The organism is Rhodococcus oxybenzonivorans (genome assembly GCF_003130705.1).
Classification (GTDB): domain Bacteria; phylum Actinomycetota; class Actinomycetes; order Mycobacteriales; family Mycobacteriaceae; genus Rhodococcus_F; species Rhodococcus_F oxybenzonivorans.
On record NZ_CP021354.1, the window covers coordinates 6,329,460 to 6,353,470 of the forward strand.

The following is a 24,011-nucleotide window of genomic DNA, read 5'->3' on the forward strand; positions in this document are numbered from 1 at the left end:
TCACGAGACCTCCTCGGGCGCATTCGTCGGCGACGACCGCGTCGCCTCGGCACCGACGGCGTTCGCGACGCGGACGACGCTTCCCATCGGGGCTGCGAGTTGCCGGAAGACTGCGGATTCCGGCGAGTTGAGGGGAAGCCACACCACTCGATCGGGCAGATCCGTGACAACCAGCGGGAGGGTGACCGATCCCCGGTCGGTGCTCACGGTTACCGAGGAACCCTCGGCGGCACCGATTTCGGCGGCCGACGCGGCCGACAACCGGACAACCGGTGTTCGAGCGGTCCCGGCCAGATGGGGTTCCCCGTCCTGCAGACGTCCGGAATCGAGGAGCATCCGCCAACTCGCCAGAACCGCTTCACCGGGTCCGGGTTGGGACACCGCAAGCGGAGAATACGCGGGCCCGGCCGGTCGCTCCCCGTCCCAGCGGTCGAGCCGCCCCAGTTCCGCGCGTGCCGCCGCAGCATCCGGCAGTCCGAGCCGGATGTTCATCTCCGAAGCGAGGGCGTCGAGGACCCGTTGGTCGGGCATGGCCCCTGTCCCACGCAGGGCCGCCTCGAACACGCGCGGCCTGCCCTCCCAGTCGAGGAAGGTGCCCGGTTTCTCCACCACTGGTGCCACGGGGAAGACCACGTCCGCCCGTTCGGTCACCTCGCTGCTGCGCAATTCCAGACTGACGACGAAGTCCGCCGCCTCGACTGCCGACAGGGCGGCCCGCGGATCGGGCAGATCGCTGACCTCTACCCCGGCAATCACCAGTGCACCGAGCGTGCCTGCTGCCGCCGCGGCCAGAATTTCTGCTGTTCCACGACCGGGAGTCGACGGCAGTTCGGGCACGTTCCACATTTCCGCCACCTGTCGACGGGACTCCGGATCGTCGAGAGGCCGACCCCCGGGTAGGAGTGTGGGCAGGGCGCCTGCGTCGACCGCACCCCGTTCACCGGCCCGCCGCGGCACCCACGCCAGACGGGCTCCCGTGGTGTCGGCGAGGCGCGCTGCGGCGGAAAGCCCACCGGGAACGGTCGCCAGGCGCTCACCGACCAGGATGACCGCACCGGGTTGGCGCAACGCCTCCGCGAGTGCCGCGCCCTGTTCGTCGAGTCTCGTCTCCGGGTGGGAGGCGAGCGCGTCGAGCAACGCCGCCTCCTCTCCCGGCACCGCGCGCAGCAACCGGCCCGACATCTTCGTCAGGCTGCGGGTGGTGAAGGGCGCCATCGAGTACACGCTGTGCCCGCTCTTGCGTACGGCCTTGCGGAGCCGCAAGAAAATAATGGGCGACTCCTCTTCGGGCTCGAACGCGACGAGCAGGACGGCCGGTGCTTTCTCCAGATCGTCGTAAGTCACTTCCAGTCCGCGGCCCGCGACCCGTGCCGCCAGGAACTCGGCCTCTTCTACCGAATGTGCGCGGATCCTGAAGTCGATGTCGTTGGAATCGAGTGCAACCCGGGCGAATTTGGCGTAGGCGTATGCGTCTTCTACCGTGGCCCGCCCGCCGACGAGAACTCCTGCATTTCCGCGTGCGGCCGCCAACCCGCGGGCCGCGACGGCGAGGGCTTCCGGCCACGAAGCCGGCACCAGAGCACCCGTGTCGTCGCGGATCAACGGGGTAGTGAGACGGTCGCTCTCGGTGGCGTAGGTGAAGGCCCACCGCCCCTTGTCACAGTTCCATTCCTCGTTGACCTGCGGATCGTCACCGGCCAACCGTCGTAGCACTTTGCCGCGTCGATGGTCGGTGCGCTGCGCGCAACCGCTCGAGCAGTGCTCGCAGACACTCGGGCTGGAGACGAGGTCGAACGGACGCGCCCGGAACCGGTACGCGGCACCGGTCAGCGCACCGACCGGACAGATCTGTACGGTGTTGCCGGAAAAATACGACTCGAACGGTTCCTTGGCATAGATGCCGACCTGCTGCAGCGCACCCCGCTCCTGAAGTTCGATGAACGGATCGCCGGCCACCTGCTGGGAGAAACGCGTGCACCGGGCACAGAGCACGCACCGCTCGCGGTCCAGCAACACCTGCGAGGACAGTGGGATCGGCTTGGGGAACGTGCGTTTGACTTCTTCGAAACGAGACTCCGTACGCCCGTTCGACATGGCCTGATTCTGCAGAGGACACTCGCCGCCCTTGTCGCAGACCGGGCAGTCGAGCGGATGGTTGATCAGCAACAACTCCATCACACCCTTCTGCGCCTTGTCGGCGGCAGCCGAGGTGAGCTGAGTGCGAACCACCATGCCGTCGGTGACGGTGGTCGTGCAGGAGGCCAACGGCTTCCGCTGCCCCTCCACGTCGACCAGACACTGTCGGCAGGCGCCCACGGGATCGAGCAGCGGGTGATCACAGAATCGCGGAATCTGGATACCGGCCAGCTCGGCGGCACGAATTACCAACGTGCCCTTGGGAACTCTGAGATCGACGCCGTCGATGACAAGGCTCACCTCGTTCGTGGGCACTGGGGGTGCATCTTTGCTCGCTGCGCTCGCAGGCACCTGGGCTGTCACGCGGGAACTCCTGCCATGAGAGTTGACTGGTGCGGATCGAACGGGCAGCCGCCCTGTTCGAAGTGCGCGAGATACTCGTCCCGGAAGTACTTCAGGGAAGACATGATCGGGCTTGCCGCCCCGTCACCGAGGGCACAGAACGACTTTCCGAGGATGTTGTCGGAAATGTCGAGCAACTTCTCGAGGTCGGTCTCGGAACCTCCCCCACTTTCGAGTCGCTGCAAAATCTGCACCAGCCAGTACGTACCTTCCCGGCAGGGCGTGCACTTGCCGCATGATTCGTGGGCATAGAATTCGGTCCAGCGCAGCACCGCGCGCACCACACAGGTGGTTTCGTCGAACAGCTGTAAAGCCTTGGTGCCGAGCATCGATCCTGCAGCACCCACACCTTCGTAGTCGAGCGGAACGTCGAGGTGCTCGTCGGTGAACATCGGGGTCGACGAACCACCGGGGGTCCAGAATTTCAGCTGATGCCCGGCGCGTATTCCCCCCGCATATTCCAAGAGCTCCCGCAACGTGATGCCGAGCGGCGCCTCGTACTGCCCGGGCCGGCTGACGTGTCCGGACAGCGAATAAAGAGTGAAACCGGGTGACTTTTCGGTGCCCATCGAACGGAACCACTCGACCCCGTTCTGCAGAATCGGCGGCACGCTCGCGATCGATTCGACGTTGTTGACGACCGTCGGGCAGGCGTACAACCCGGCCACCGCGGGGAATGGGGGACGCAAACGGGGTTGTCCGCGACGGCCTTCCAGGGAATCGAGCTGAGCAGTTTCCTCACCGCAAATGTACGCGCCGGCGCCCGCGTGGACGACGAGGTCGAGGTCGTACCCGCTGCCGAGGATGTTACGGCCCAGGTACCCGGCGGCGTACGCCTCGGATACCGCGGCCTGCAGGCGACGCAGCACAGGCACCACTTCACCGCGCAGATAGATGAAGGCGTGACTGGCGCGAATAGCGTACGCGGCGATGATGACGCCCTCGACCAGTGCGTGTGGGGTGGCCAGCATCAACGGAATGTCCTTGCAGGTGCCGGGCTCGGACTCATCCGCATTGACCACCAGATAGTGCGGTTTGGCGTCGTCCTGCGGAATGAAACCCCACTTCACCCCGGTCGGGAATCCGGCACCACCACGACCCCGCAGTCCCGAGTCCTTGATCGTGTCGATGACCTCGTCCGGCTGCATCTTCAGCGCCTTGCGCAGCGCCTCGTACCCGTCGTGGCGGTGGTAAGTGTCGAGAGTCCAGGACTGGGGGTCGTCCCAGTACCGGCTGAGGACAGGAGTCAGCGGCACCTCAGTCTCCCTTGCGTGTCGGGTCGGTCCCGGAGGTGGATTGGTGCGGCGGCGTCGGCTCGGACGGTGCGGGAGCCGGCTTGTCCTTCGTCGACTCCGTCGCCAACGGCTTGCCGATCTCGGCGTGCGGCCCCGACCCCGATGGCCCGGCCGGCGGGGAAGGCGCATCCATGTCGAGCTCTCGGGCGACGTGCAACCCGGCCAGGGTGGCAGGGCCGGCGCCGCCGCCGGCTTCCAACGCTCCCGGTCGCTCGTCGGGGAATCCGGCGAGCACGCGAGCTGTCTCGCGGAACGTGCACAGCGGCGCTCCCCGGCTGGGTGTCACCTTCTCACCGGATCGCAGCGAATCCACCAGTGTGCGGGCCGACTCCGGGGTCTGGTTGTCGAAGAATTCCCAGTTGACCATCACGACAGGAGCAAAGTCGCAGGCCGCGTTGCATTCGATGTGCTCCACCGTGACCTTGCCGTCCGGCGTCGTCTCACCCGGTCGCACACCGAGGTGATCCTCGAGCGCCGCAAGGATCGCGTCACCGCCCATGATCGCGCACAAAGTGTTGGTACAGACTCCGACGAAGTAGTCACCGGTCGGAGAGCGCCGGTACATCGAATAGAAGGTGGCCACCGCCGCAACCTCGGCCCCGGTGAGACCGAGCTGATCGGCGCAGAAGTCCACACCCGCCGGACTGATGTACCCGTCCTCCGCCTGCACCAAATGCAGCAGGGGCAGCAACGCGGACCGGGCAGTGTTCTGCGGTCGCTCTCCTGGCCCCGCCCCGGGCTTCGGGTAGCGGCCGATGATCTCCGCGGCCTCTCCGTCCAACCTGGCCCGCACCTCCGGCGGATAACTCTCCCGCGCACCCGGCCACACGAGTTGGTTGTTCTCCTCGGGCCGTGGTCCGAACTCGACGAACACCGGTGTGCTCTTGCTTGCTGCGGTCGCGGGCGCCGGACTCTGACTTCTCGGCAGGGAGCTCATCGGTCCACTCCGCCCATGACGGGATCGATGCTGGCGACCGCGGCGATCACGTCCGACACCATGCCGCCCTCACACATGGCGGCCACCGCCTGCAGGTTGGTAAACGAGGGGTCGCGGTAGTGCACCCGATACGGGCGGGTGCCACCATCGCTGACCATGTGCACGCCCAGTTCTCCTCGCGGCGATTCCACCGCCACATAGACCTGGCCGGGCGGCACCCGGAAACCCTCGGTCACCAACTTGAAATGGTGGATCAACCCCTCCATCGAGGTGTCCATGATCTTGCGCACGTGCTTGGTGGAGTTTCCCAATCCGTCACGATCCAACGCGAGATCCGCCGGCCAGGCGATCTTCCTGTCCTCGATCATGATGGGGCCGGGGCGTAACCGGTCGAGGCACTGCTCGACGATCTTCAGCGACTCCTTCATCTCGTCCACCCGAATCAGATACCGGCCGTACGCATCACAACCGGTATGGGTACAGACGTCGAACTCATAATTCTCGTACCCACAGTAAGGTTCCGACTTCCGCAGGTCGTGCGGCAAGCCGGTGGCACGAAGCATCGGACCGGTGATCCCCAGCGCCATACAACCCGTGAGATCCAAATAGCCGATCCCCTCGGTGCGGGCCTTCCAGATCCGGTTCTCGTTGAGCAGGTTCTCCATGTCCCGAATCCGTGACGGCAGCACCGTCAGCAACTCACGAACCTTCTCGACAGCGCCGGCCGGAAGATCCTGAGCCAGCCCACCCGGCCGAATGAAAGCATGATTCATCCGAAGACCGGTGATGGTCTCGAAAACATCGAGGATCAGCTCACGCTCACGAAAACCGAACAACATCGCGGTGACGGCACCCAATTCCATGCCACCCGTCGCCAACGCCACCAAATGCGACGAAATGCGGTTGAGTTCCATCAGCATCACCCGGACAACCGTGGCCCGCTCCGGGATCTCGTCGGTGACCCCCAGCAACTTCTCCACACCCAGGCAGTACGCCGCCTCATTGAAAAACGGAGACAAATAATCCATCCGCGTCACGAACGTGACACCCTGAGTCCAGTTCCGGTACTCCAGGTTCTTCTCGATCCCCGTGTGCAAGTAGCCGATTCCACAGCGCGCCTCGGTGACCGTCTCACCCTCGATCTCCAGGATGAGCCTCAAAACACCATGCGTAGAGGGATGCTGAGGCCCCATGTTGACGACGATCCGCTCCTCGCCCGTCCCCTGCGCGGTACCCTCCGCAGGCACCCTCGCCGCCGCAAGAATCTCGTCCCAATCCTGCCCGGCGACAGTGACCATCACCTCCGGTCGCTCCGTCCGCGCCGCACCCTCGCCCATCAGTTGTACCCCCTCCGCTCATCGGGCGGCGCTATCTCCGCACCCTTGAACTCCACCGGAATACCGCCCAGCGGATAGTCCTTCCGCTGCGGATGACCCGACCAGTCATCAGGCATCTCGATCCGAGTCAAGGACGGATGACCATCGAACACGATGCCGAAGAAGTCGAACGCCTCCCGCTCATGCCAATCATTCGTCGGATACACCCCATACAACGACGGCACATGCGGATCCGCATCCGGCATCGCCACCTCCACACGGACCCGGCGATTATGCGTAATCGACATCAACGGATACACCGCATGCAGCTCCCGACCCACCTCCTGCGGGTAATGCACCCCACTGACCCCCAAACACAACTCGAAACGCAACGACGGATCATCCCGCAACGCCCGCGCCACCTCCGGCAAAAACTCCCGGCGAACATGGAACGTCAACTCATCACGGAAAACGACAACCCGCTCGATCGCCTCCCCCACACCCCGCTCCGCCAACGCCGCCCCGAGGGCATCCGCCACCTCATCGAAATACCCACCAAACGGGCGAGGAGAACTGCCCGGCAACGCCACCGGACTCACCAACCCCCCATACCCCGACGTATCCCCACTGCCCCGCACACCGAACATCCCGCGGCGAACGCTGATTACCTCTGAGTCATGGCTCGCTTCGCTCGCGGGTGCTCGGCCTCCCTCACGGACCCTTCCCTCGTCACTCACTCGCTTCGCTCCCTCGCTGAGACATGGCTCGCTTCGCTCGCGGGTGCTCGGCGTCGCTCGCGCGTGTGACCACAGCGGCGGTCATCGGAGGAGGCCCTTCATCTCGATCGTCGGAGTGACGGCCAGGGCGGCCTCCTCCGCCGCACGTACCGCCTCTTCACGGTTCACGCCCAGCGGCATTTCCTGGATCTTCTCGTGCAACTTCAAGATGGCGTGCAGCAACATCTCCGGCCGCGGAGGGCAGCCCGGCAGATAAATGTCCACAGGGACCACGTGGTCGACTCCCTGGACGATGGCGTAGTTGTTGAACATGCCCCCCGAGGAGGCGCAGACACCCATTGCCAGCACCCACTTCGGCTCCGCCATCTGGTCGTAGATCTGGCGAAGCACCGGCGCCATCTTCTGGCTGACCCGGCCGGCGACGATCATCAGGTCGGCCTGCCGCGGAGACGCCCGGAATGCTTCCATCCCGAATCGGGCGATATCGAACCGGCCGGCACTGGTGGCCATCATCTCGATCGCGCAGCACGCGAGGCCGAAAGTCGCGGGCCACAGGGAGCCCTTCCGTACGTAACCGGCCAGACCTTCCACCGTGCTCAGCAGAAAGCCGCTCGGCACCTTCTCCTCGATACCCATATCCGACTCTTCCTACTTCCGGTTTCGCTATTCATCCGCTTCGCGGCCCGTCAGATGCGAGCGCTGCGAGCGATCGAAAAGACACCTAATCCCAACTGAGACCGCCCCGCCGCCACTCGTACACGTAGGCCACCGCAGCGCTGAAAATGAAGAGAGCCATAGCAACGAGACCGAAGAAGCCCAGGGCATCGAAATGGATCGCCCACGGATAAAGGAACACGATCTCGATATCGAAAATGATGAACAACATGGCGGTCAGGTAATACTTCACGGGAAAACGGCCACCACCCACCGGCTGCGGGGTGGGGTCGATTCCACATTCGTAGGCGTCGAGTTTGGCCCGGTTGTAGCGCTTCGGACCGACAACCGACGCCAAGATCACCGATACGACCGCGAATGCGACAGCAATTGCTCCGAGCACGAGAATCGGCACGTAGACGTTCATGCGCTGAGCACCTCCCTGCGAAGCCTGGCCGCGATACCCCATCTCCTCGAGCCGAGAATCCCTCAGCGCGTAGATATGTGAGTTGAGACACAGACTACCGGTTTCGGCGATCTTGTCTCGGTTTCAGCGCCCGCAGTTCCCCAGAGATTTACGCGGGTGTAATTCCCCAGGGTCGCAGCGGTCACACGACAGCTCACGCAGGGCAGGTCACAGGGCAAAGATGCAGGTCAAAAGGATTTACGCGCTGCTGGCACCCGTCCCCGAGAAGCGAGGTTCGGAGAGCCGACCCTAAGACGAGATACGCGTGCGGAGCAGCGCGACGACCGCCTCGCCGAGCCTGATCGGGTCGATCGGGTGAGGAACCGCAGCCTCGGCCCGCGACCAGTTGGCCAGCCACGCGTCGTCAGCTCGCCCGGTCAGCACGAGCACGGGCGGGCACGGGTCGATCTCGTCCTTCAACTGCTTGGCGATCCCCATTCCGCCGGCCGGGGATGCCTCACCGTCCAGGATGGCCAAGTCGATTTCGCCCGCATCCAAGTGCTGGATCACCACCGGTCCGGTCGCCACTTCCACGTACTCGAGGTCCGGCAGATCGGGATGCGGACGCTTACCCAGAGCCGACACGACCTGCCGACGTGTGTTCGGGTCGTCGCTGTAGACGAGGACGCGCAGCGAGGTGGGGCGGCTGGGACGGGCGGTCGCGTCGGTCACGGACCCGATGCTACCGGCCGGCTACGGCCGGATCGCGTTGCTTTCGCCGATGATCCGGCACGGACGAGGTGGTGGTGGTGGAGCGCGCCACCCGGGGCCGCCCAGCAGAGCACCCGCACCGGCGTCGGGCACCGCTACCGGCGCCGCTTCACATCCGTCAGGATGGATACACGATCTCGAACTACGACGATCGAACGGACGGTACGGCCATGAGGCGTTTCGCGTCGACATTGCTGGTGGTGCTTGCACTGTGCGCAGTGGCGGTTGCCCTGTTCTATTTCACGTCCCGGACGCCGCAGGACACCGCCGCGCGGCCGATGGAGGACAAGGCGTTCATGATCGACGGTAGACCGATGACCTGCCGTGAGCTCTTTCCGCCGGGTTGCGACTTCGACCTGCAGTATTCGTACAACCGGTGGGGAGAACGGCTCGAGAGTTTCGTCGATACCAGCGACCTCGGGCCCTACGCGCGGGACATCGGGTTCGCGGCGTCGGCGAAGCTGAGCCTCCAAGCCTGCCGACTCTCGGAGACGTCGGGAAAGACGATCCTCGAGTTCGTCGAACTCGCTCGACGTGACCATCCGGAGGCCGACAGCCCCCAGGTCTTCCCCGTCTGGAACCGCGCACGTCAGTTCCTCTGCCCCGGGGTGTGACTCGGCGCGGTGGCCAGTTCCTGCCCGGACGGACCCTGAGCGAGGAGCCCTTCTGTTTACCCACGACGGCTGCGGGTACCACGACCTCCATGGCGCCCCACACCGCGCGAGACGTTGAGCACCGTGCCTCCGAGACCGCCACCCCCGGCGGCGGTCCGGCAGTGTCGGGACTCGAGGCACTCCGCATCGCGGCAGTACTCGGATTCACCCCGATCGCTGCCGGTGTCATCGCGCGGCGTCCGTCGATGACGGCCGTCCTGGAGCGACTCGGCGCCGATGCGCCCACCGTGCCCTTCGTGCGCCGGCTGCGGGAGCGCTATGGGCCGGGACCGCTGCAACTACAGCTTCCGAAGCGGCGGCTGGCAGTAGTGTTGACCGGCGACGATGCGGGCCGAGTCCTCTGCGGCACACCCGAACCGTTCAACCCCGCCAACCGGGAGAAGAAGGGTGCACTGTCGCCCTTCCAACCGCACGGCGTGCTGATCTCGGAGGGACACCTTCGACAGCAACGAAGGCGCATCAACGAGGAGGCTCTCGACACCTCACACGCGATGCATCACCTGGCCGATCCGATGGTCGAGGTGATCCGGCACGAGGTTGCTGCCCTGCTGGCGTCCGCGCAGTCGAAGGGAACACTCGACAACGACGAATTCACCCGCACGTGGTGGCGGATGGTCCGCCAGATCGTCCTGGGAAAGTCGGCTCGCGACGACCACGCGGTCACCGATCAGCTACACAAGCTTCGGGCCAACGGTAATTGGTCGTACTTCCTTCCACCGCCACGCAAGCTCCGTGATCGGTTCATCGAAAGCCTGTACTCCTACGTCGACAAGGCCGAGCCTGGATCCGTGGTCAGTTCCCTGGCCGCCCTACCGGCCGGAGGGGCCATCGACCCGGTCGGCCAGATACCGCACTGGCTCTTCGCTTTCGATGCGGCCGGCATCGCCGCCAGTCGCGCTCTGGCACTGCTGTCCACACACCCGGAGCAGCATCGACTCGCCCGCGAGGAGGTTGCCGCCTGGGATACGACAGTGCCCCAGCAGTACCCGTATCTTCGCGCGTGCGTGCTCGAGTCGGTGCGGTTGTGGCCGACGACGCCGACCATTCTGCGGGACTCCACCCGCGACACCACATGGGGTTCCGGCGACGGCGAGTTCACCATTCCGGCTGGAACCGCATTCATGATCCTCGCCCCCGCCTTCCACCGCGACGACCGAACGTTTCCGTTCGCCAACGGCTTCGCGCCGGAGGTCTGGCTCGACGGGACTGCGCAATCCCGCCCCGAACTGGTGCCTTTCAGCGCCGGCCCCGCCGAATGCCCGGGCCGCAACCTCGTGTTGTTCGTCACGAGCACCGTGCTGGCGTTGATGCTGGAGGCCGCCGACTTCCAGCTCACCTCCACCCCCACATTGGCGCCGGGGCAGCCCCTGCCCCCGACCCTGAACAACTTCGGGCTCCGCTTCCGCGTCACCTCGACGTAAGGGGTCGACGGCTCCTTTCCGCGGAGTCCCTGCGTTCTGCCGCCGTCTCGTTCTGATCTCCTGGGCGGCCGCCGTGCGAATCAGCCCGAGGCCTCCTTCGACTGGGCGGCGTCCTGATTGCAATCCGCTGCAACCTTTATTGCGTGCGTCATATCGCCCTACATTCATGACCCGGGTTACACGAGGCACGGGCGACAACGAAGTTGCAGCGTCGTCGTAATCGGAGGCGGGCCCAGCAACAGCGGCCCCAATGCAGAAACAGAGGAGAGCAATGGCGCTGACCAAAAGTGCACTATTGAGCGCGTATCGGAAGATGGCCGAGATCCGGGCGTTCGAAGACCGTTTGCACGAAGAGAACGCCACGGGCGACATCCCGGGGTTCATCCACCTGTACTCGGGGCAGGAAGCCATTGCGGTCGGTGTATGCGAGAACCTCGAGGACACCGATTACATCGGGTCGACCCACCGCGGGCACGGTCATTGCATCGCCAAGGGCTGTGACCTCCACGGGATGATGGCAGAGATTTTCGGTAAGGACGACGGGCTCTGCCACGGCAAGGGCGGGTCGATGCACATCGCCGACCTGTCGGTGGGCATGCTCGGAGCTAACGCCATCGTCGGCGGCGCCCCGTCTCTTGCGATCGGAGCCGCGCTGAGCGCCAAGACCCTCGGCAATGGTGGCGTCGCAGCATCGTTCACCGGAGACGGCGGTTCCAATCAGGGCACCGTGTTCGAGGCCATGAACATGGCCGTGGTTCTCGACCTCCCGATCGTGTTCGTGATCGAGAACAACGGATTCGGCGAGGCCACCGGACGCGACTACGCCGTGGGCGCGCCGAGTATCGCGGACCGGGCGTCGTCGTTCGGCATGCCGGCGGCCACGGTCGACGGCACCGACTTCTTCGCCGTGTACGAGGCAACGCGGGAGGCCGTGGAGCGAGCTCGCAGTGGTGGGGGACCATCCACGATCGAGGCCGTCGCGCACCGCTGGCACGGTCATTTCGAGGGCGATGCGCAGCTTTACCGCACGGCGGACCAGGTGGCCGAGATCCGGCAGACCAAGGACCCGCTGCTCAATTTCCGCAACCACGACGACAGCAAGAAGGTCTCCGCGAAGGAACTCGACGCGATCGAGGCCGATGCCCGAGCGCGGGTCGACGACGCCGTCGCGAAAGCGCGCGCCGCGAGCTACCCCCCGGTGGAAAACCTTCTGACCGACGTCTACGTGTCGTACTGAGAGTGAGAACAGAGATGACCACGTCGAAAACGACGTATCGCGAAGCAATCAAGGCCGCACTCGCCCAGGAGATGGAGCGCGACGCGACTGTAGTGCAGATCGGTGAGGATCTGCGCGGTGGCCAGGCGGGCACCAACCCGGAACTCGAATCCGGGAAGGTTGAAGCGTTCGGTGGTGTGCTCGGTGTGACGAAGGGTTTGTGGACGGAATTCGGTTCCGAGCGTGTCATCGACACCCCGATCACCGAGTCCGCGATCATCGGTATGGCCGCGGGTGCTGCGCTCACCGGCCTTCGTCCGGTCGCGGAATTGATGTTCATGGACTTCTTCGGAGTCTGCTACGACGCCCTCTATAACCAGGCCGCCAAATTCCGGTACATGTTCGGCGGCAAGGCCCGCACCCCAATGGTGGTGCGCGGCATGATCGGTGCCGGATTCTCCGCAGCCGCCCAGCACTCGCAGTCCCCGTACAACGTGTTCGCCGCCGTCCCGGGTCTGAAGGTCGTCGCACCGTCCAACGCGTACGACGCGAAAGGTCTTCTCATCCAGTCGATCCGCGACGACGACCCGGTCGTGTTCTGCGAACACAAGACCCTGTACGACCTCAAAGGTGAGGTGCCGGACGCCCCGTACACGATCCCGTTCGGCGTCGCCAACTACACCCGTGAAGGCACGGACGTCACGGTCGTCGCGCTCTCGGCCATGGTCAATGCCGCCAATACCGCCGCCGACAAACTCGCCACCGAAGGCATCTCCGTCGAGGTCGTCGACCCCCGCACCGTCTCACCGCTGGACGAGGAGGGCATCCTCGAATCGGTCGCTTCAACCGGCCGGGTGGTCATCGTCGACGAATCCGCGGCCCGATGCGGATTCGGGCACGACGTCGCCGCACTGATCGCCACGCAGGCGTTCGGCTCGTTGAAGGCCCCCATCGAGTTGGTCACCCCGCCGCACACGCCGGTGCCGTTCTCTCCCGTGCTCGAGCAGGCGTGGCTGCCGAACGCCGCCCGTATCGAGGCAGCCATCCGCAAGGTCGTGAGTGCCTGACATGAGTGACATCAAACTGATCGAAGTTCCCAAATGGGGCCTGTCCATGGACGAGGGCACCGTGACGGAGTGGCTGATCGAGGAGGGAACCTCCTTCGCGAAGGGCGACCTGCTCTGCGAGATCGAGACCAGCAAGATCACCAACGAATTGGAGGCGCCCTTCGACGGCGTGCTGAGGCGGGTGGTCGCCAAGCCGGGTGAGACGTTGCCGGTCGGTGCGGTGCTGGCGGTATCGGCAGAGGCCGCCGTGTCCGATGCGGAGATCGAAAAGGTCCTGACCAGTATCGGGGCCGATCAGGTACCGGTGCCCGCCGAGTCCGAGCGGTCCCCGGGCGGGCAGCCCACACCCGCCGAGCCGGATGTCAAGCGCACCCCGTCTGCACCCGCGGCACAGGAATCAGCGCCGGCTGCCGGCACCATCGGAGCGACTGCAGGCGGGACGACGACCGTTCCGCAATCGCTGCGAGGTCGGACCGAGGATGACGTGTTCGCCACCCCGCACGCGCACAGGTTGGCAGACGAGCTGACGATAAACCTGGGACTCGTCGCAGGTAGTGGTCGAGAAGGCCGGATCTCCGTCCAGGACGTTCAGGACGCGATCCGTGCGGCGGGCGGAACCGTCGCGCAAGCACCCACTCCGGCGCGTTCGGGTGTGCCCGGCCGCACCACCCAGGACGACAGCACGATCGACGCCACACCGGTGGCTCGGCGCCTGGCGAGAACCCTCGGCATCAATCTGCACGATTGCCGGGCAACCGGATCCCGCGGCCGGGTCTGTGAAGCGGACATCCGGGAAGCTGAGCGGAAGTTCCGGTTGCTGCCGGACCCGGTAACCACACCCCCCGCCGGCGAGGACACCGCGCAGGTTGCACCCGGATACGAGACGATTCCGTTCACCGCGATGCGCAAGGCGATCGGTCGGCGACTGCAGGAATCGAAGCGCAACGCCCCGCACTTCCGGCTCACCGCCGACCTGCAGATCGACAACCTCCTCGCACTGCGCAAGCAGATCAACGCGACCGAGCCCGCGGTCAAGTTGTCGGTCAACGATTTCATCGTCAAAGCGTGCGCGGCCGCGCTGCGCAAGGTGCCCGATGTCAACGTGCAGTTCGATGAAGCGGCGCAGTCGGTGCTGCGGTACGCGAGTGCGGATATCTCGGTGGCCGTCGCACTCCCGTCGGGCCTGATCACGCCGATCGTCCGGGGCGCAGAGAGCAAGACACTCGCGGAAATCTCCGGGGAAGTGCACTCTTTGGTGACGAAGGCCAAGGCCGGGAAGCTGAGCCCCGACGAGTTCCAGGGCGGAACGTTCACCGTCTCGAACCTCGGGATGTTCGGTGTGCGCGAATTCGACGCGATCATCAACCCTCCGCAGGGCGCCATTCTCGCGGTCGGTGCCGGGCAGCAGCGCCCGGTCATCGTCGACGGTCAGGTGGTGACCCGCACAATGCTCACCGTCACCCTGTCCTGTGACCACCGGGTGATCGACGGCGCTCTCGGCGCTACGTTCCTGCAGGAGTTGCAGCGCTTTGTCGAGTCGCCGGCATTGATGCTGGTCTAGGGAGCAACGATGACTGACAAATACGACGTCCTGGTAATCGGTAGCGGTCCCGGCGGCTACGTCGCCGCCATCCGCGCCGCTCAACACGGACTCCGCACCGCGGTGATCGAACGGGACCGACTCGGCGGCATCTGCCTCAACTGGGGGTGTATTCCCACCAAGGCCCTGCTTCACGGCGCCGACGTTGCACACACCCTGGCGAACCTGCGACCGCTCGGATTCACCGCTAGTGGAATTGAATTCGATATCACGCAGCTCGTCGAGTTCAGCCGTGGGGTATCAGGCCGGTTGTCCGATGGCATCGGCTACCTGATGAAGAAGAACGGCGTCGACGTGATCACCGGCACCGCCAAGCTGATCGACAAGGGCGTCGTCGGCGTCAGGTCCGGGAAGGACGAGTCGGTGCCGGCCACCGAGTACCGGGCCGATCACATCATCCTGGCGACCGGTGCGCGCCCGCGGTCGATTCCCGGAGTGACCCCAGACGGCGAACGGGTCTGGACCTACTTCGATGCCCTTGTCCCGACCGAACTCCCGAAGTCGTTGCTGGTCATCGGATCCGGTGCCATCGGTGTCGAGTTCGCGAGCCTCTACCGGGACCTCGGCAGCGAGGTGACAATTGTCGAAGTGGCACCGCAGATCATGCCCGTCGAAGACGCCGCCGTCGCCGCACACGTGCGACGGCAGTTCGAGAAGCGAGGTATCACGATTCGCACCGGCGCCTCGGTGTCCGACCTGACGGTCGGCACGGATTCGGTCGCGGTAACTGTGACGTCGACAGACGGCACGGTGGAAGAAGTTACCGTCGACCGGGTTCTCGTCGCCGCCGGAATCCAGGGGAACGTCGAGGACCTCGGGCTGGAGGACATCGGAGTCGAGGTCGACCGGAGCTTCGTCACCACCGACCAGTGGTGCCGCACCACCGCTTTCGGGGTCTACGCGATCGGTGACGTCGCGGGCGGTCCGTGTCTGGCGCACAAGGCCAGCCACGAAGGTGTGCTGTGTGTCGACAAGCTGGCGGGTGCCGAGCACGTGGTCCCGTTGGACAAGGACTACGTGCCGGGCTGCACGTACGCGCGGCCGCAGGTGGCCAGCCTCGGACTCACCGAGGACCAGGCGCGCGGCACCGGTCGTCGCCTGCAGATCGGGCAGTTCGATCTGCAGGCGTCCGGTAAGGCGCTCGCGATCGGCGAGGCCGACGGGTTCGTCAAGACGATTTTCGATGCCGACAGCGGCGAGCTCATCGGCGCGCACATGGTCGGTCCTGATGTCACCGAACAGATCCAGGGCTTCGGCATCGCCCGATCGCTGGAGGCCACCGGTGACGACCTCGCGGAAGTGATCTTCGCGCACCCGACGCTGTCCGAGGCCATGCACGAATCGGTGCTGGCTGCGCTGGGTCGCCCGATCAACATGTAGCAAACCCGCCGAACCGCGATTGCCCCGCGGTTCGGCGGGAACCACCACCCAGGAATCGACACGTGACTGCGACACCACGAACTCCGACCGACGCCGCGCAGGGCCCGCCCGGCCGCAAACTCCTTCGACTGGAAACCCGAAATGCGGAGACTCCGATCGAACGTAAGCCGAACTGGATCAAGACGAGAGCGAAGATGGGCCCGGAATATTCCGAGCTCAAAAGCCTCGTCAAACGCGAGGGCCTGCACACCGTCTGCGAAGAAGCCGGCTGCCCCAACATCTACGAATGCTGGGAAGACCGCGAGGCCACCTTCCTCATCGGCGGCGAGCAATGCACCCGCCGCTGCGACTTCTGCCAGATCGACACCGGCAAACCCGACGACCTCGACCGCGACGAACCACGCCGCGTCGCCGAGTCCGTCCAGGCCATGGGCCTGCGCTACTCGACCATCACCGGCGTCGCCCGCGACGACCTCCCCGACGGCGGCGCCTGGCTCTACGCCGAAACCGTGCGCCTGATCCACCAGCTCAACCCCGGCACCGGCGTCGAACTGCTGATCCCGGATTTCAACGCCAAACCCGAGCAACTCGCCGAGGTATTCGCCACCCGCCCCGAGGTCCTCGCCCACAACGTCGAGACCGTCCCCCGCATCTTCAAGCGCATCCGCCCCGCCTTCCGCTACCAGCGCAGCCTCGACGTGATCACCGCCGCCCGCGAGGACGGACTCGTCACCAAGTCCAACCTGATCCTGGGAATGGGCGAAACCCCCGACGAGGTCACCCAGGCCCTGCACGACCTGCACGACGCCGGCTGCGACATCATCACCATCACCCAGTACCTGCGTCCCTCGCCGCGGCATCACCCCGTCGAGCGGTGGGTCAAGCCCGAGGAATTCGTGGCGCACTCCACCACCGCCGAAGAGATCGGCTTCGCCGGCGTGATGGCCGGACCACTGGTCCGCTCCTCCTACCGGGCCGGCCGACTGTACGCGCAGGCAATGGCCCACCACCGCCGCGAAATTGCGGACCGACTCCTTCATCTCGCAGCCAACCGCACCACCCGTCAGGAGCCTCACCCATGAGTAACCGTTCCATTATCGAAGACTCGCGGATCCTCGAGTTCGCCCGCCGCTGGCTGCCTTACGGGGGTGGGAATACCGGTGACCTCCTCGTCGAATTCGGTATGACACCCGCCGGCTACATCGCCAGGCTGGGAGAGATTCTCGACGGTCCCGCCGGCTGGCACCTCGACCCCCAACTCCGCGCGGACCTACGCAGCTTCGTCGACACACGTATCCAGGCCGTGCGCACCACAGCTCAGCCGAACATCCGAACCTGAACATTGTCTGCGAACCGGTACGGCTGAGCAATCAATATCGGGCCCAGACTTTTTCGGAGACGGGAGATCTCGGCGCGGACGGCGACGACGTGGTCACGGTCGCCGAACAGCGCCTCGCTCATCGCGGCGGCGTCAGTACCGCCGGGCCCTGCGTCCGCGAGGACACGCAGAATCTGAGCGTGTCTCGGTGACAAGGCCCGGGTCCAATTCACATCTCCGCGCACCGTCGCGCGGGGCGACGCACCGAGGTCGAGCTCGAGGTCGATGTCTGCCCGATCCGCTCGGCGACGTACCAACCACCCCGCACCGAGCGGCTCAGGCACGCACCAACCCAGACCCGGTACGAGTAGCGGCTTTTCGGCGCACGGAGGCGCCAACCGTTCAGGTACAGCGATTCCGCCGGCTTCCACAACCCAGCCGTGCCGGTCCACGACGAGTGCGGGTCCACCGGCGGCGGCGAGCACCGGCGCCGCTTGCGCACGGAGCTTGTCGAGTTGGACGGTGCGCTCCCGCCACAACGTCGACTCGGCCAAGCGCACCGCAGTCCGCACGAGCGCCATGGTGGCCGGATGGACCGACATCGCCGACCCGCTGATATCGACCACGCCGAGCACCTCGCCCGTCCGCGGATCGCGGACCGGCGACCCGGTACACGACCAACCGGAATGCGACCGCGCATAGTGCTCGGCCGAAAATAACTGCACCGGAGCGCCTTCGACCAGTGCGGTGCCGACGGAATTGGTACCGACCAAGTCCTCGGACCAGCGTGCACCCTCCATGAAACCGAGCGCATCAGCAGCCTTGCGCACGGCGCGGGAACCGTCTCGCCACAGCACCACCCCATCGGTGTCTGCGATCACCACGATGAACTTCGCATCGTCGGCCACCTCGGTCAACGTGCTCCGGAGCTCCGGAAGAACCGAACGGAGGGCAGTTCGGGTACGGCGAGACTCGAGTTCGGAGCAGTCCGCGAATACGACATCTTCGCACCGGGCGGGGCTGACACCCTCGGCCTGAAGTCGCGACCACGACCGGGCGACGACGTCACGCGGCGGCATGGGCGGCTTCTGCCCGGACAGTACCGCGTCGTGCACCTCGCTCAACACTTGTGCGTGCCGGGAGAGATTCACACCGGAACCGACAGCCAGGAGCCTCTCAGGCGTCGAACTGGTTGCACTCACACACCGAGCTTACCGTCGTGTTGTGAGCCGGGACACGGGCGGTCGGAGCTCACACCAATGGCACGATTCGGGGAGGCCATTCCTTGAAAGCGGCTTCGCACCCGCCGATTCCAGGCCGGTGAGGATCGGGCCTCCCTCGTCGGCGCTTACCCGGCCTCCCCGGCGATACGTTCGAGCAGCGGACGGGTTCGGTAGGGAATGGCGTCGCGCATTGCGACAGACACCGTCGTGCGTTCGACCCCCGGAACGGCAAGAATGAGCCCGGCCACCCGGTACAGATCGTCGGCATCGACGGCGACTACGCCGATGTGGAGGTCCGCAGCCCCGGAGATGCCGACGACCTCGGTGACCTCCGCTATGTCTCTGAGGTGGTCGATGACCTCCTCGAGACGATGCTGATCGACCACCGCAGTGACGAAGGCCTGCAAGGGATAGCCGAGATCCCGGGGCGACACGCATCGGTCGACCGGCGCCAGTACCTTCTGTTCGTCCCACCGAGACATCCGCGCCTGCACAGTATTACGCGCCATTCCCAACAGAGACGCCAACTGCACGCCGGTCGCGCGCGGGACGTCGCAAAGCGCGAGAAGCAGGCGGGCGTCGGTCCGATCGAGTCTCGTCATGTCGCGGAGTATGCCACCGGGCGACTCAACCATGCTGCGCATTTTGCCTGATTTTTGTCAGCAATCTTGCGCATACGGCTCATCGCGCCGCGGTGGTGCACCGATACAACGGCACTGGATCTCGTCGTTGCCACCATCGCCCGGACCGTGATCGGCACCGACCACAGCGACGCGACCTGACCCGTCGGCGTCCACGTGTGGTGGAGACCGCGCGGGACGCGTGGCCAGACCGCTATGCCACCAGTCGTTCGAGTGGTTGGCTGGTTATCGCCGCGATCAGATCGAAGTCTTTGTCCAGATGCAGAACGACTCGGTTTTTGATTTCCGCGGTCGCCGCGATGAGCAGATCCGGAATCGATGGTGCGCGATGTTGGCCACGTTCAGCCAGTTACCGTTGCACATCAAGGGCGCGGTCTTCGACCGCGGGTGTCGAATACTCCAGGGGCATGGCCGATAGCGGTGGGGTGCGTCGACCCCGCGACAGGTCGTGGGCGGTACGGGCCGAGCAGCCGACCTCGAGCAGCGTCACGGTGCAGATGTGGACGAGACCGCGCTGGCTTCGATTGGCCCACTATTCGGCGTCCGGACTGGTGCCCGGGCGCACCATCGCGGACTTGTCGATGAGCCACGTGGAGCCACTCATGACCAGGCGCCGCGCATGACCTCATCGTCGTTCAGGTCGGGGAAGTCCTGCGAGAACCGCATCAGGTCGGCGGTCGACACCGAGGTGGCGGTGCGACGCGCCTCCTGCTGCAGCTGACGGCGCAGGAATTCAGTTCGCGAGATACCGAGACGGGCAGCGTGCTCGTCGAGCAGCGCCAAATCCTCGGCGGGAAAGTTGCGGATCAAAACATCGGGCATGACAGCCTCCCTCGATATCAGAGATATCACACCGCTTCTCGACGAGCGTGGGAGCAACCGCCTGTCAGCGGCGTAGCCGACTCGCCGAAGCGGGAATCGTGACACCTCCCACGAACAGGACCCGACTGGATGGAACCCTTCGCCCGAACGATTAACGCGGCAAAGTAGTACGTCGTGTCGAGCAACCTCGAGCGGGTCGATTGGAACGCGGAATTCGTGCGAGGGAATCTAGCCACGGCCGCCCGCGGGGATTGCACGACGATCGCAACACCCGCTGGACGCTTACAACGCCGCGGCCGACGTCACCCGTTCGGGTAGTACAGTGCACCGGGCGCCCGGCGTGCGCTGGGCTTGGTGAGGACGCGCTGGAGTACCGTGCGGCCGCCGATTGCGCTGGCCAACAGGCCCAGTAGCAGTGCCACGTTGGTCATACCGCCATCCTCTCCGGTGCGGTGTGATCACCCCGGAGCGGTCGGGGATCGGAGCGTTCACCGGCGAACATCGCCTCGATACGCATCTTGATTTCCTCGGTACTGATCGACCCCGCCCGGCGGGAGGAGCGTGCATGGGTCGTTGATGATCCTGAAACGGGAAGGCTCACGAATGTAGGTGTCCTGTCGATGCGATGTTGATGGTGGAAGAAAGGTCAGATCATTACCGATGCGGCGGCGACGCAGGCAAGGGTCGCGACCGCTGCGACGCCGGCCAGAAGCGCGGACCCGGTCACTACCACGGCGGGTGCCGCTACTGCTGCCGCGGCACCGAGCGCTATCGAAGCGCCCGACCGCACCACCGAGGTCGTCGACTCGTCAGGAAGCGGGGTGTGGTGGGTGGTGTGCACGCCGGGGTCCTTTCCGGATCAGGGTCGACTGCAATGACGTGGAGGTAGACGTTTTCCGCGGTCACGGTTAAGTGTGCGCTGGATCACATTCGGTCATGGCGTTAGTTGTACATCATCAAAAAGACGAATGCCACTTGTGATCGAGCCCAACAGAGCCGTGCGCCCCTCGGCTGGCACAACTGGACATCGGTTCAAGTTGCGTGGCCGGGCGTGACGATGCCGTGGTCGAATGCGTAGACGATGGCGGCGGCGCGGTCACGAAGATCGAGTTTGACGAAGATGTGCCCGATGTGGCTCTTCACGGTTACTCCCGAGATACCCAGCGCGCGGCCGATCTCACTGTTGCTGTATCCCCGGCCGATGAGCGCGAGCACATCGAGTTCCCGCGCCGTCAGCTCGTCGACGCTGCGACCCGCGCCGTTGGTGGGCCCGGCGGCGGTGCGATAGGTGGTCAGCACTCGGCCGGTCACCGCCGGATCGAGGCAGGCTCCTCCCTCTGCGACCGTTCGCACGGCACGAATCAATTCCTCGGCGGGTGAATCCTTGAGAAGGAAACCGGCGGCGCCTGCGCGCAGTGAGCCGGACAGCAGTTCGTCGTCGTCGAAGGTGGTGAGAACCAATACCGGCGGGGGTCGATCACCGGCCTGCAGCTCACGGGTGGCCGTAATCCCGTCTACCCCCTTCATGCGTAGGTCCATCAGCACGACGTCGGGTGCGTGGCGAGCCACGGCGTCGGGCACTTCCGAGCCGTCGGCGCATTCGGCAACGATGACGAAACCGTCCTTGCGTCGCAGAATCCGCCGGAGCCCCGAGCGCACCAATTCTTGGTCGTCGACGAGCAACACTTTGATCTCGGGGGCGGTCACGACTGCTCCGGGGCACGACGCCGGAGCGACAGCGGGCAGGAGTCGGTGGGGAGGGGAATCTCGGCGCGCACCGACCACCCCTGTTCATCCGGGCCGGCCTGCAACGTGCCACCGAGGAGTTCGGCGCGCTCGCGCATTCCACGCATCCCCGAACCACTCGAGTCCATGGGTAGCGCTGCGGGAGCAGCGGTCGGATTGCGCACCACCAGCGTGATCGACTCCGGCGCGATCGAGAGGGTCACCTCGGCGCCGGCGCCCGGCGCATGTTTGATGATGTTGGCCAGTGACTCCTGCGATATCCGATAGAGACCGAGACCGGTCGCGCTGCTCACCGCGCTCGGGTCTCCGCGCATCTCGAAAGACACCTCGAGTCCTGCGCGGCGGAAGTCGTCGATCAGATTCGGTATGTCACCGATGGCGGGTTCGGGCCGGGTTCCGGCCGGTTTCACCTCGAGCAGCCCGACCGTGCGCCGGATGTCTGCCATTGCCTGACGGCCCAGGCGCTCGGCGTCGGCGAGGGCCTCCACGGCGTCGTCGACGTCGCGATCCTCTTCGAGGGCGCGGCGGGCGCCGGTGAGATGGAGCATGGTGATGCTCAACGAGTGGGCAACCACGTCGTGGATTTCCCGGGCGATGCGTTGGCGTTCGCGAGTGGCGGCCTGCTCGGTCTGGATGACATGGGATGCGCGCTCCTGGTGAAGGAGGCGGAGCTGGGTCTGCAGCAGATGTCCGATGATCCACCCCACCGCGACACCGGCGATGTACCAGGGCACGTCACCCAGCCGGTCGGCGACGGCGAATCCGGACAGCACCGCGACGGCACCCGCCGCGGTGGTAAGGCTCACGGCCAGCTTCGCCGTCGCCGCGACTTCGCCGACCATGAACACGAGAATGAACGGGGCCACGTCGAACTGACCGATCACTTGTTGCACCAACAGCAGTGCCGTCGCTGCGGTGACCACGACCGCCAGGAGAGGCCGGGGAATCATGGATCCAGGTCTCACCAGATCTCCTGCCAAGGATGTTCCCGCGGCCACCAGCGCGACCGGCAACGCCCATCCGGGGGGCACGAACGCATCTCGCTGCGCGACGGCGACACCGGCCACGGCAACGATGGCGACGTGCCCGAAGATCGGGACACCGGGCGGGTAGTCGTACTCGCTCATCGTCATGCGACGGCGGAAGTACTCCATGACCTGCACCTCACCAGCGTAGCCGGATGAGGTTCCCCGGAACATCGTTCCGAGAGCGGAGTCGTTTCTCCGCCCGTAGTAGGAGAAGTAATCGCGACCCTGGCACGGCGAAATCGCCTCCACATCCCCGTAGCGTTTCCCGCATCACAAGATTCGACGGAGGTGGCGAAATGTCCTGGAGGAATTTCCACGAACGGCGGGCTGTGCTGGAGGATGTGCTGTCGGTAGCAGAGTTCGACGTGCACGCAGCCCTTGAGGCCAGCGAAAGTACCGACGTGTTAAGGCTTTTCGGACGCGCTGACAACCTTCTCCTTGCATTGCAGCATCGATGGAGCAATCACCTCGCCGCGAAACTCGATCAGGCCCTCGAGGACGGCACTCCGCTGGAGGACGAGTGGTTCCACTTGGCCGCCGAACAACCGGCGCTTCGCGCGCTCCTCGACGCGGGTGCCGCCGTGTCCCCGTCACTGCGTTTCGCTCAACGAGGCGAACAGCGGATGATCGACGCCCACTCGACGGGCCGTCTCGCCGGTCCGGCCACAACTCGACACCGGGTGCCTGCGCCCTGCTAGCCATCGCTTGGGTTCTATCGGTCGTCGCAACACCCGACAGTTCAGGGTGAGGATGGAATTCGAGATACGGAAGCAACCGGGTCCCTGCGTGGCGAGACCCTGCATCGGGAACGGCGCGCCTATTTTGATCTCGTAAACAAGGGCGTGAGCAGTCAAGAACCCTGCCGAATCGTCGGGATCAATTACCGAACCGGCAAGCGGTCCTCCGCCGGGACGGTGTCGAGTCCGGGAATCGGTGCCGTCAAGGAGTTGCGTTCGTTGTGAGACGCGCCCAGGAATTCAGGGGTCAACGGACCGCCAATGAACGCCTCGAATGCCCGGCTCTAGATCGTTCGGGGTGTCCCGATTGACGCCCCGGAAGCAAAATCCTCACCGGACGGGTCGAACGGGAACGCGCAGCTCAGGGAGTCTCGGTCAACGCCCCGCTTCCGGAGATGTGCCGATCAACGTTCCGCTTGTGGGATGGGCTGGGCACTCAATATTCGGACGATCCGTGCCGCCCAGCGCTCCGCTACCGGACGTC

General features: G+C 65.3%; 24 protein-coding genes and 1 pseudogene. 9 read left to right on the forward strand and 16 right to left on the reverse strand.

Features of this window, described 5'->3' with window-relative positions; genetic code table 11:
* From CBI38_RS29330 to CBI38_RS29365, 8 genes are all read right to left on the reverse strand, one after another.
* Nucleotides 1-2,487 (reverse strand): NADH-quinone oxidoreductase subunit G, encoded by a 2,487-nt coding sequence (locus CBI38_RS29330; protein WP_109335455.1) that lies wholly within the window; start codon nucleotides 2,485-2,487, stop codon nucleotides 1-3.
* 8 nt (nucleotides 2,488-2,495) lie between these two features.
* Nucleotides 2,496-3,794 (reverse strand): NADH-quinone oxidoreductase subunit NuoF, encoded by a 1,299-nt coding sequence (gene nuoF / locus CBI38_RS29335; RefSeq protein ID WP_109334489.1) that lies wholly within the window; start codon nucleotides 3,792-3,794, stop codon nucleotides 2,496-2,498.
* A 1-nt stretch (nucleotide 3,795) separates the two neighbouring features.
* Complete coding sequence (gene nuoE / locus CBI38_RS29340; RefSeq protein ID WP_109334491.1) at nucleotides 3,796-4,770, reverse strand: NADH-quinone oxidoreductase subunit NuoE; 975 nt, start codon at nucleotides 4,768-4,770, stop codon at nucleotides 3,796-3,798.
* Entirely contained in the window at nucleotides 4,767-6,107 is a 1,341-nt protein-coding gene (gene nuoD, locus CBI38_RS29345) for an NADH dehydrogenase (quinone) subunit D (protein ID WP_109334493.1), read from the reverse strand. Before nuoD ends, nuoE begins: the two co-directional genes overlap by 4 nt.
* On the reverse strand, nucleotides 6,107-6,823 hold the full coding sequence (locus CBI38_RS29350) for an NADH-quinone oxidoreductase subunit C (RefSeq protein WP_109334495.1): 717 nt from the start codon (nucleotides 6,821-6,823) through the stop codon (nucleotides 6,107-6,109). The genes nuoD and CBI38_RS29350 overlap by 1 nt, the downstream gene beginning before the upstream one ends.
* Nucleotides 6,824-6,904: 81 nt before the next feature.
* Nucleotides 6,905-7,459, reverse strand: a complete 555-nt coding sequence (locus CBI38_RS29355) for a NuoB/complex I 20 kDa subunit family protein (protein ID WP_109334497.1) — start codon at nucleotides 7,457-7,459, stop codon at nucleotides 6,905-6,907.
* Between the two features lie 85 nt (nucleotides 7,460-7,544).
* A complete protein-coding gene (locus CBI38_RS29360; RefSeq protein WP_109335456.1) occupies nucleotides 7,545-7,904 on the reverse strand; it encodes an NADH-quinone oxidoreductase subunit A in 360 nt (119 codons plus the stop codon).
* Nucleotides 7,905-8,192: 288 nt separating this feature from the next.
* Nucleotides 8,193-8,615 carry an Rv3143 family two-component system response regulator gene (locus CBI38_RS29365; protein WP_109334499.1) on the reverse strand — a complete coding sequence of 141 codons (423 nt, stop codon included), beginning with the start codon at nucleotides 8,613-8,615 and terminating at the stop codon, nucleotides 8,193-8,195.
* Nucleotides 8,616-8,824: 209 nt separating this feature from the next.
* Between CBI38_RS29365 and CBI38_RS29370 the strand changes: the two genes are divergently transcribed.
* From CBI38_RS29370 to CBI38_RS29405, 8 genes are all read left to right on the forward strand, one after another.
* Complete coding sequence (locus tag CBI38_RS29370) at nucleotides 8,825-9,268, forward strand: hypothetical protein (RefSeq protein WP_109335457.1); 444 nt, start codon at nucleotides 8,825-8,827, stop codon at nucleotides 9,266-9,268.
* 89 nt (nucleotides 9,269-9,357) lie between these two features.
* On the forward strand, nucleotides 9,358-10,749 hold the full coding sequence (locus CBI38_RS29375) for a cytochrome P450 (protein WP_109334500.1): 1,392 nt from the start codon (nucleotides 9,358-9,360) through the stop codon (nucleotides 10,747-10,749).
* A 271-nt stretch (nucleotides 10,750-11,020) separates the two neighbouring features.
* A complete protein-coding gene (locus CBI38_RS29380; protein ID WP_109334502.1) occupies nucleotides 11,021-11,986 on the forward strand; it encodes a thiamine pyrophosphate-dependent dehydrogenase E1 component subunit alpha in 966 nt (321 codons plus the stop codon).
* Nucleotides 11,987-12,000: 14 nt separating this feature from the next.
* The gene (locus CBI38_RS29385; RefSeq protein WP_109334504.1) at nucleotides 12,001-13,032 is read left to right on the forward strand and encodes an alpha-ketoacid dehydrogenase subunit beta; all 1,032 of its coding nucleotides are present in this window, start codon (nucleotides 12,001-12,003) and stop codon (nucleotides 13,030-13,032) included.
* Between the two features lies 1 nt (nucleotide 13,033).
* On the forward strand, nucleotides 13,034-14,593 hold the full coding sequence (locus CBI38_RS29390; RefSeq protein ID WP_109334506.1) for a 2-oxo acid dehydrogenase subunit E2: 1,560 nt from the start codon (nucleotides 13,034-13,036) through the stop codon (nucleotides 14,591-14,593).
* A gap of 9 nt (nucleotides 14,594-14,602) precedes the next feature.
* Nucleotides 14,603-16,012 carry a dihydrolipoyl dehydrogenase gene (gene lpdA, locus CBI38_RS29395; protein ID WP_109334508.1) on the forward strand — a complete coding sequence of 470 codons (1,410 nt, stop codon included), beginning with the start codon at nucleotides 14,603-14,605 and terminating at the stop codon, nucleotides 16,010-16,012.
* A gap of 62 nt (nucleotides 16,013-16,074) precedes the next feature.
* Nucleotides 16,075-17,094, forward strand: coding sequence for a lipoyl synthase (lipA, locus tag CBI38_RS29400; protein WP_109334510.1), 1,020 nt, complete (start codon nucleotides 16,075-16,077; stop codon nucleotides 17,092-17,094).
* Nucleotides 17,091-17,351, forward strand: a complete 261-nt coding sequence (locus tag CBI38_RS29405; protein WP_109334512.1) for a DUF3263 domain-containing protein — start codon at nucleotides 17,091-17,093, stop codon at nucleotides 17,349-17,351. The genes lipA and CBI38_RS29405 overlap by 4 nt, the downstream gene beginning before the upstream one ends.
* Here CBI38_RS29405 and CBI38_RS29410 read toward each other — a convergent pair.
* From CBI38_RS29410 to CBI38_RS29445, 8 genes and pseudogenes are all read right to left on the reverse strand, one after another.
* Entirely contained in the window at nucleotides 17,330-18,445 is a 1,116-nt protein-coding gene (locus tag CBI38_RS29410) for a GAF domain-containing protein (protein WP_109335458.1), read from the reverse strand. The genes CBI38_RS29405 and CBI38_RS29410 overlap by 22 nt on opposite strands.
* 233 nt (nucleotides 18,446-18,678) lie before the next feature.
* A complete protein-coding gene (locus CBI38_RS29415; protein ID WP_109335459.1) occupies nucleotides 18,679-19,155 on the reverse strand; it encodes an Lrp/AsnC family transcriptional regulator in 477 nt (158 codons plus the stop codon).
* Nucleotides 19,156-19,387: 232 nt separating this feature from the next.
* Nucleotides 19,388-19,798, reverse strand: a pseudogene (locus tag CBI38_RS39425) (PIN domain-containing protein).
* Nucleotides 19,795-20,016, reverse strand: coding sequence for a type II toxin-antitoxin system VapB family antitoxin (gene vapB / locus CBI38_RS29425; RefSeq protein ID WP_109334514.1), 222 nt, complete (start codon nucleotides 20,014-20,016; stop codon nucleotides 19,795-19,797). Before vapB ends, CBI38_RS39425 begins: the two are co-directional and overlap by 4 nt.
* 302 nt (nucleotides 20,017-20,318) lie before the next feature.
* Nucleotides 20,319-20,447, reverse strand: a complete 129-nt coding sequence (locus tag CBI38_RS40160) for a hypothetical protein (RefSeq protein WP_257792463.1) — start codon at nucleotides 20,445-20,447, stop codon at nucleotides 20,319-20,321.
* Between the two features lie 215 nt (nucleotides 20,448-20,662).
* Nucleotides 20,663-20,857 carry a hypothetical protein gene (locus CBI38_RS29435; protein WP_109334516.1) on the reverse strand — a complete coding sequence of 65 codons (195 nt, stop codon included), beginning with the start codon at nucleotides 20,855-20,857 and terminating at the stop codon, nucleotides 20,663-20,665.
* Between the two features lie 191 nt (nucleotides 20,858-21,048).
* On the reverse strand, nucleotides 21,049-21,723 hold the full coding sequence (locus CBI38_RS29440; protein ID WP_230990003.1) for a response regulator transcription factor: 675 nt from the start codon (nucleotides 21,721-21,723) through the stop codon (nucleotides 21,049-21,051).
* A complete protein-coding gene (locus CBI38_RS29445; RefSeq protein WP_230990004.1) occupies nucleotides 21,720-22,916 on the reverse strand; it encodes a sensor histidine kinase in 1,197 nt (398 codons plus the stop codon). The genes CBI38_RS29440 and CBI38_RS29445 overlap by 4 nt, the downstream gene beginning before the upstream one ends.
* Nucleotides 22,917-23,086: 170 nt before the next feature.
* On the opposite strand from CBI38_RS29445, the gene CBI38_RS29450 reads away from it, so the two are divergent.
* On the forward strand, nucleotides 23,087-23,488 hold the full coding sequence (locus tag CBI38_RS29450) for a hypothetical protein (RefSeq protein WP_109334518.1): 402 nt from the start codon (nucleotides 23,087-23,089) through the stop codon (nucleotides 23,486-23,488).
* The last annotated feature ends 523 nt before the right edge of the window (nucleotides 23,489-24,011 follow it).

Excerpts from the sequence above, each read along its gene's own strand:
- nuoE (WP_109334491.1), bottom strand. The coding sequence starts at position 4,770 with ATGAGCTCCCTGCCGAGAAGTCAGAGTCCGGCGCCCGCGACCGCAGCA.
- nuoD (WP_109334493.1), bottom strand. The coding sequence starts at position 6,107 with ATGGGCGAGGGTGCGGCGCGGACGGAGCGACCGGAGGTGATGGTCACT.
- CBI38_RS29355 (WP_109334497.1), bottom strand. The coding sequence starts at position 7,459 with ATGGGTATCGAGGAGAAGGTGCCGAGCGGCTTTCTGCTGAGCACGGTG.
- CBI38_RS29360 (WP_109335456.1), bottom strand. The coding sequence starts at position 7,904 with ATGAACGTCTACGTGCCGATTCTCGTGCTCGGAGCAATTGCTGTCGCA.
- CBI38_RS29370 (WP_109335457.1), top strand. The coding sequence starts at position 8,825 with ATGAGGCGTTTCGCGTCGACATTGCTGGTGGTGCTTGCACTGTGCGCA.
- CBI38_RS29375 (WP_109334500.1), top strand. The coding sequence starts at position 9,358 with ATGGCGCCCCACACCGCGCGAGACGTTGAGCACCGTGCCTCCGAGACC.
- CBI38_RS29380 (WP_109334502.1), top strand. The coding sequence starts at position 11,021 with ATGGCGCTGACCAAAAGTGCACTATTGAGCGCGTATCGGAAGATGGCC.
- CBI38_RS29385 (WP_109334504.1), top strand. The coding sequence starts at position 12,001 with ATGACCACGTCGAAAACGACGTATCGCGAAGCAATCAAGGCCGCACTC.
- CBI38_RS29390 (WP_109334506.1), top strand. The coding sequence starts at position 13,034 with ATGAGTGACATCAAACTGATCGAAGTTCCCAAATGGGGCCTGTCCATG.
- lpdA (WP_109334508.1), top strand. The coding sequence starts at position 14,603 with ATGACTGACAAATACGACGTCCTGGTAATCGGTAGCGGTCCCGGCGGC.
- CBI38_RS29405 (WP_109334512.1), top strand. The coding sequence starts at position 17,091 with ATGAGTAACCGTTCCATTATCGAAGACTCGCGGATCCTCGAGTTCGCC.
- CBI38_RS29415 (WP_109335459.1), bottom strand. The coding sequence starts at position 19,155 with ATGACGAGACTCGATCGGACCGACGCCCGCCTGCTTCTCGCGCTTTGC.
- vapB (WP_109334514.1), bottom strand. The coding sequence starts at position 20,016 with ATGCCCGATGTTTTGATCCGCAACTTTCCCGCCGAGGATTTGGCGCTG.
- CBI38_RS40160 (WP_257792463.1), bottom strand. The coding sequence starts at position 20,447 with ATGACCAACGTGGCACTGCTACTGGGCCTGTTGGCCAGCGCAATCGGC.
- CBI38_RS29445 (WP_230990004.1), bottom strand. The coding sequence starts at position 22,916 with ATGGAGTACTTCCGCCGTCGCATGACGATGAGCGAGTACGACTACCCG.
- CBI38_RS29450 (WP_109334518.1), top strand. The coding sequence starts at position 23,087 with ATGTCCTGGAGGAATTTCCACGAACGGCGGGCTGTGCTGGAGGATGTG.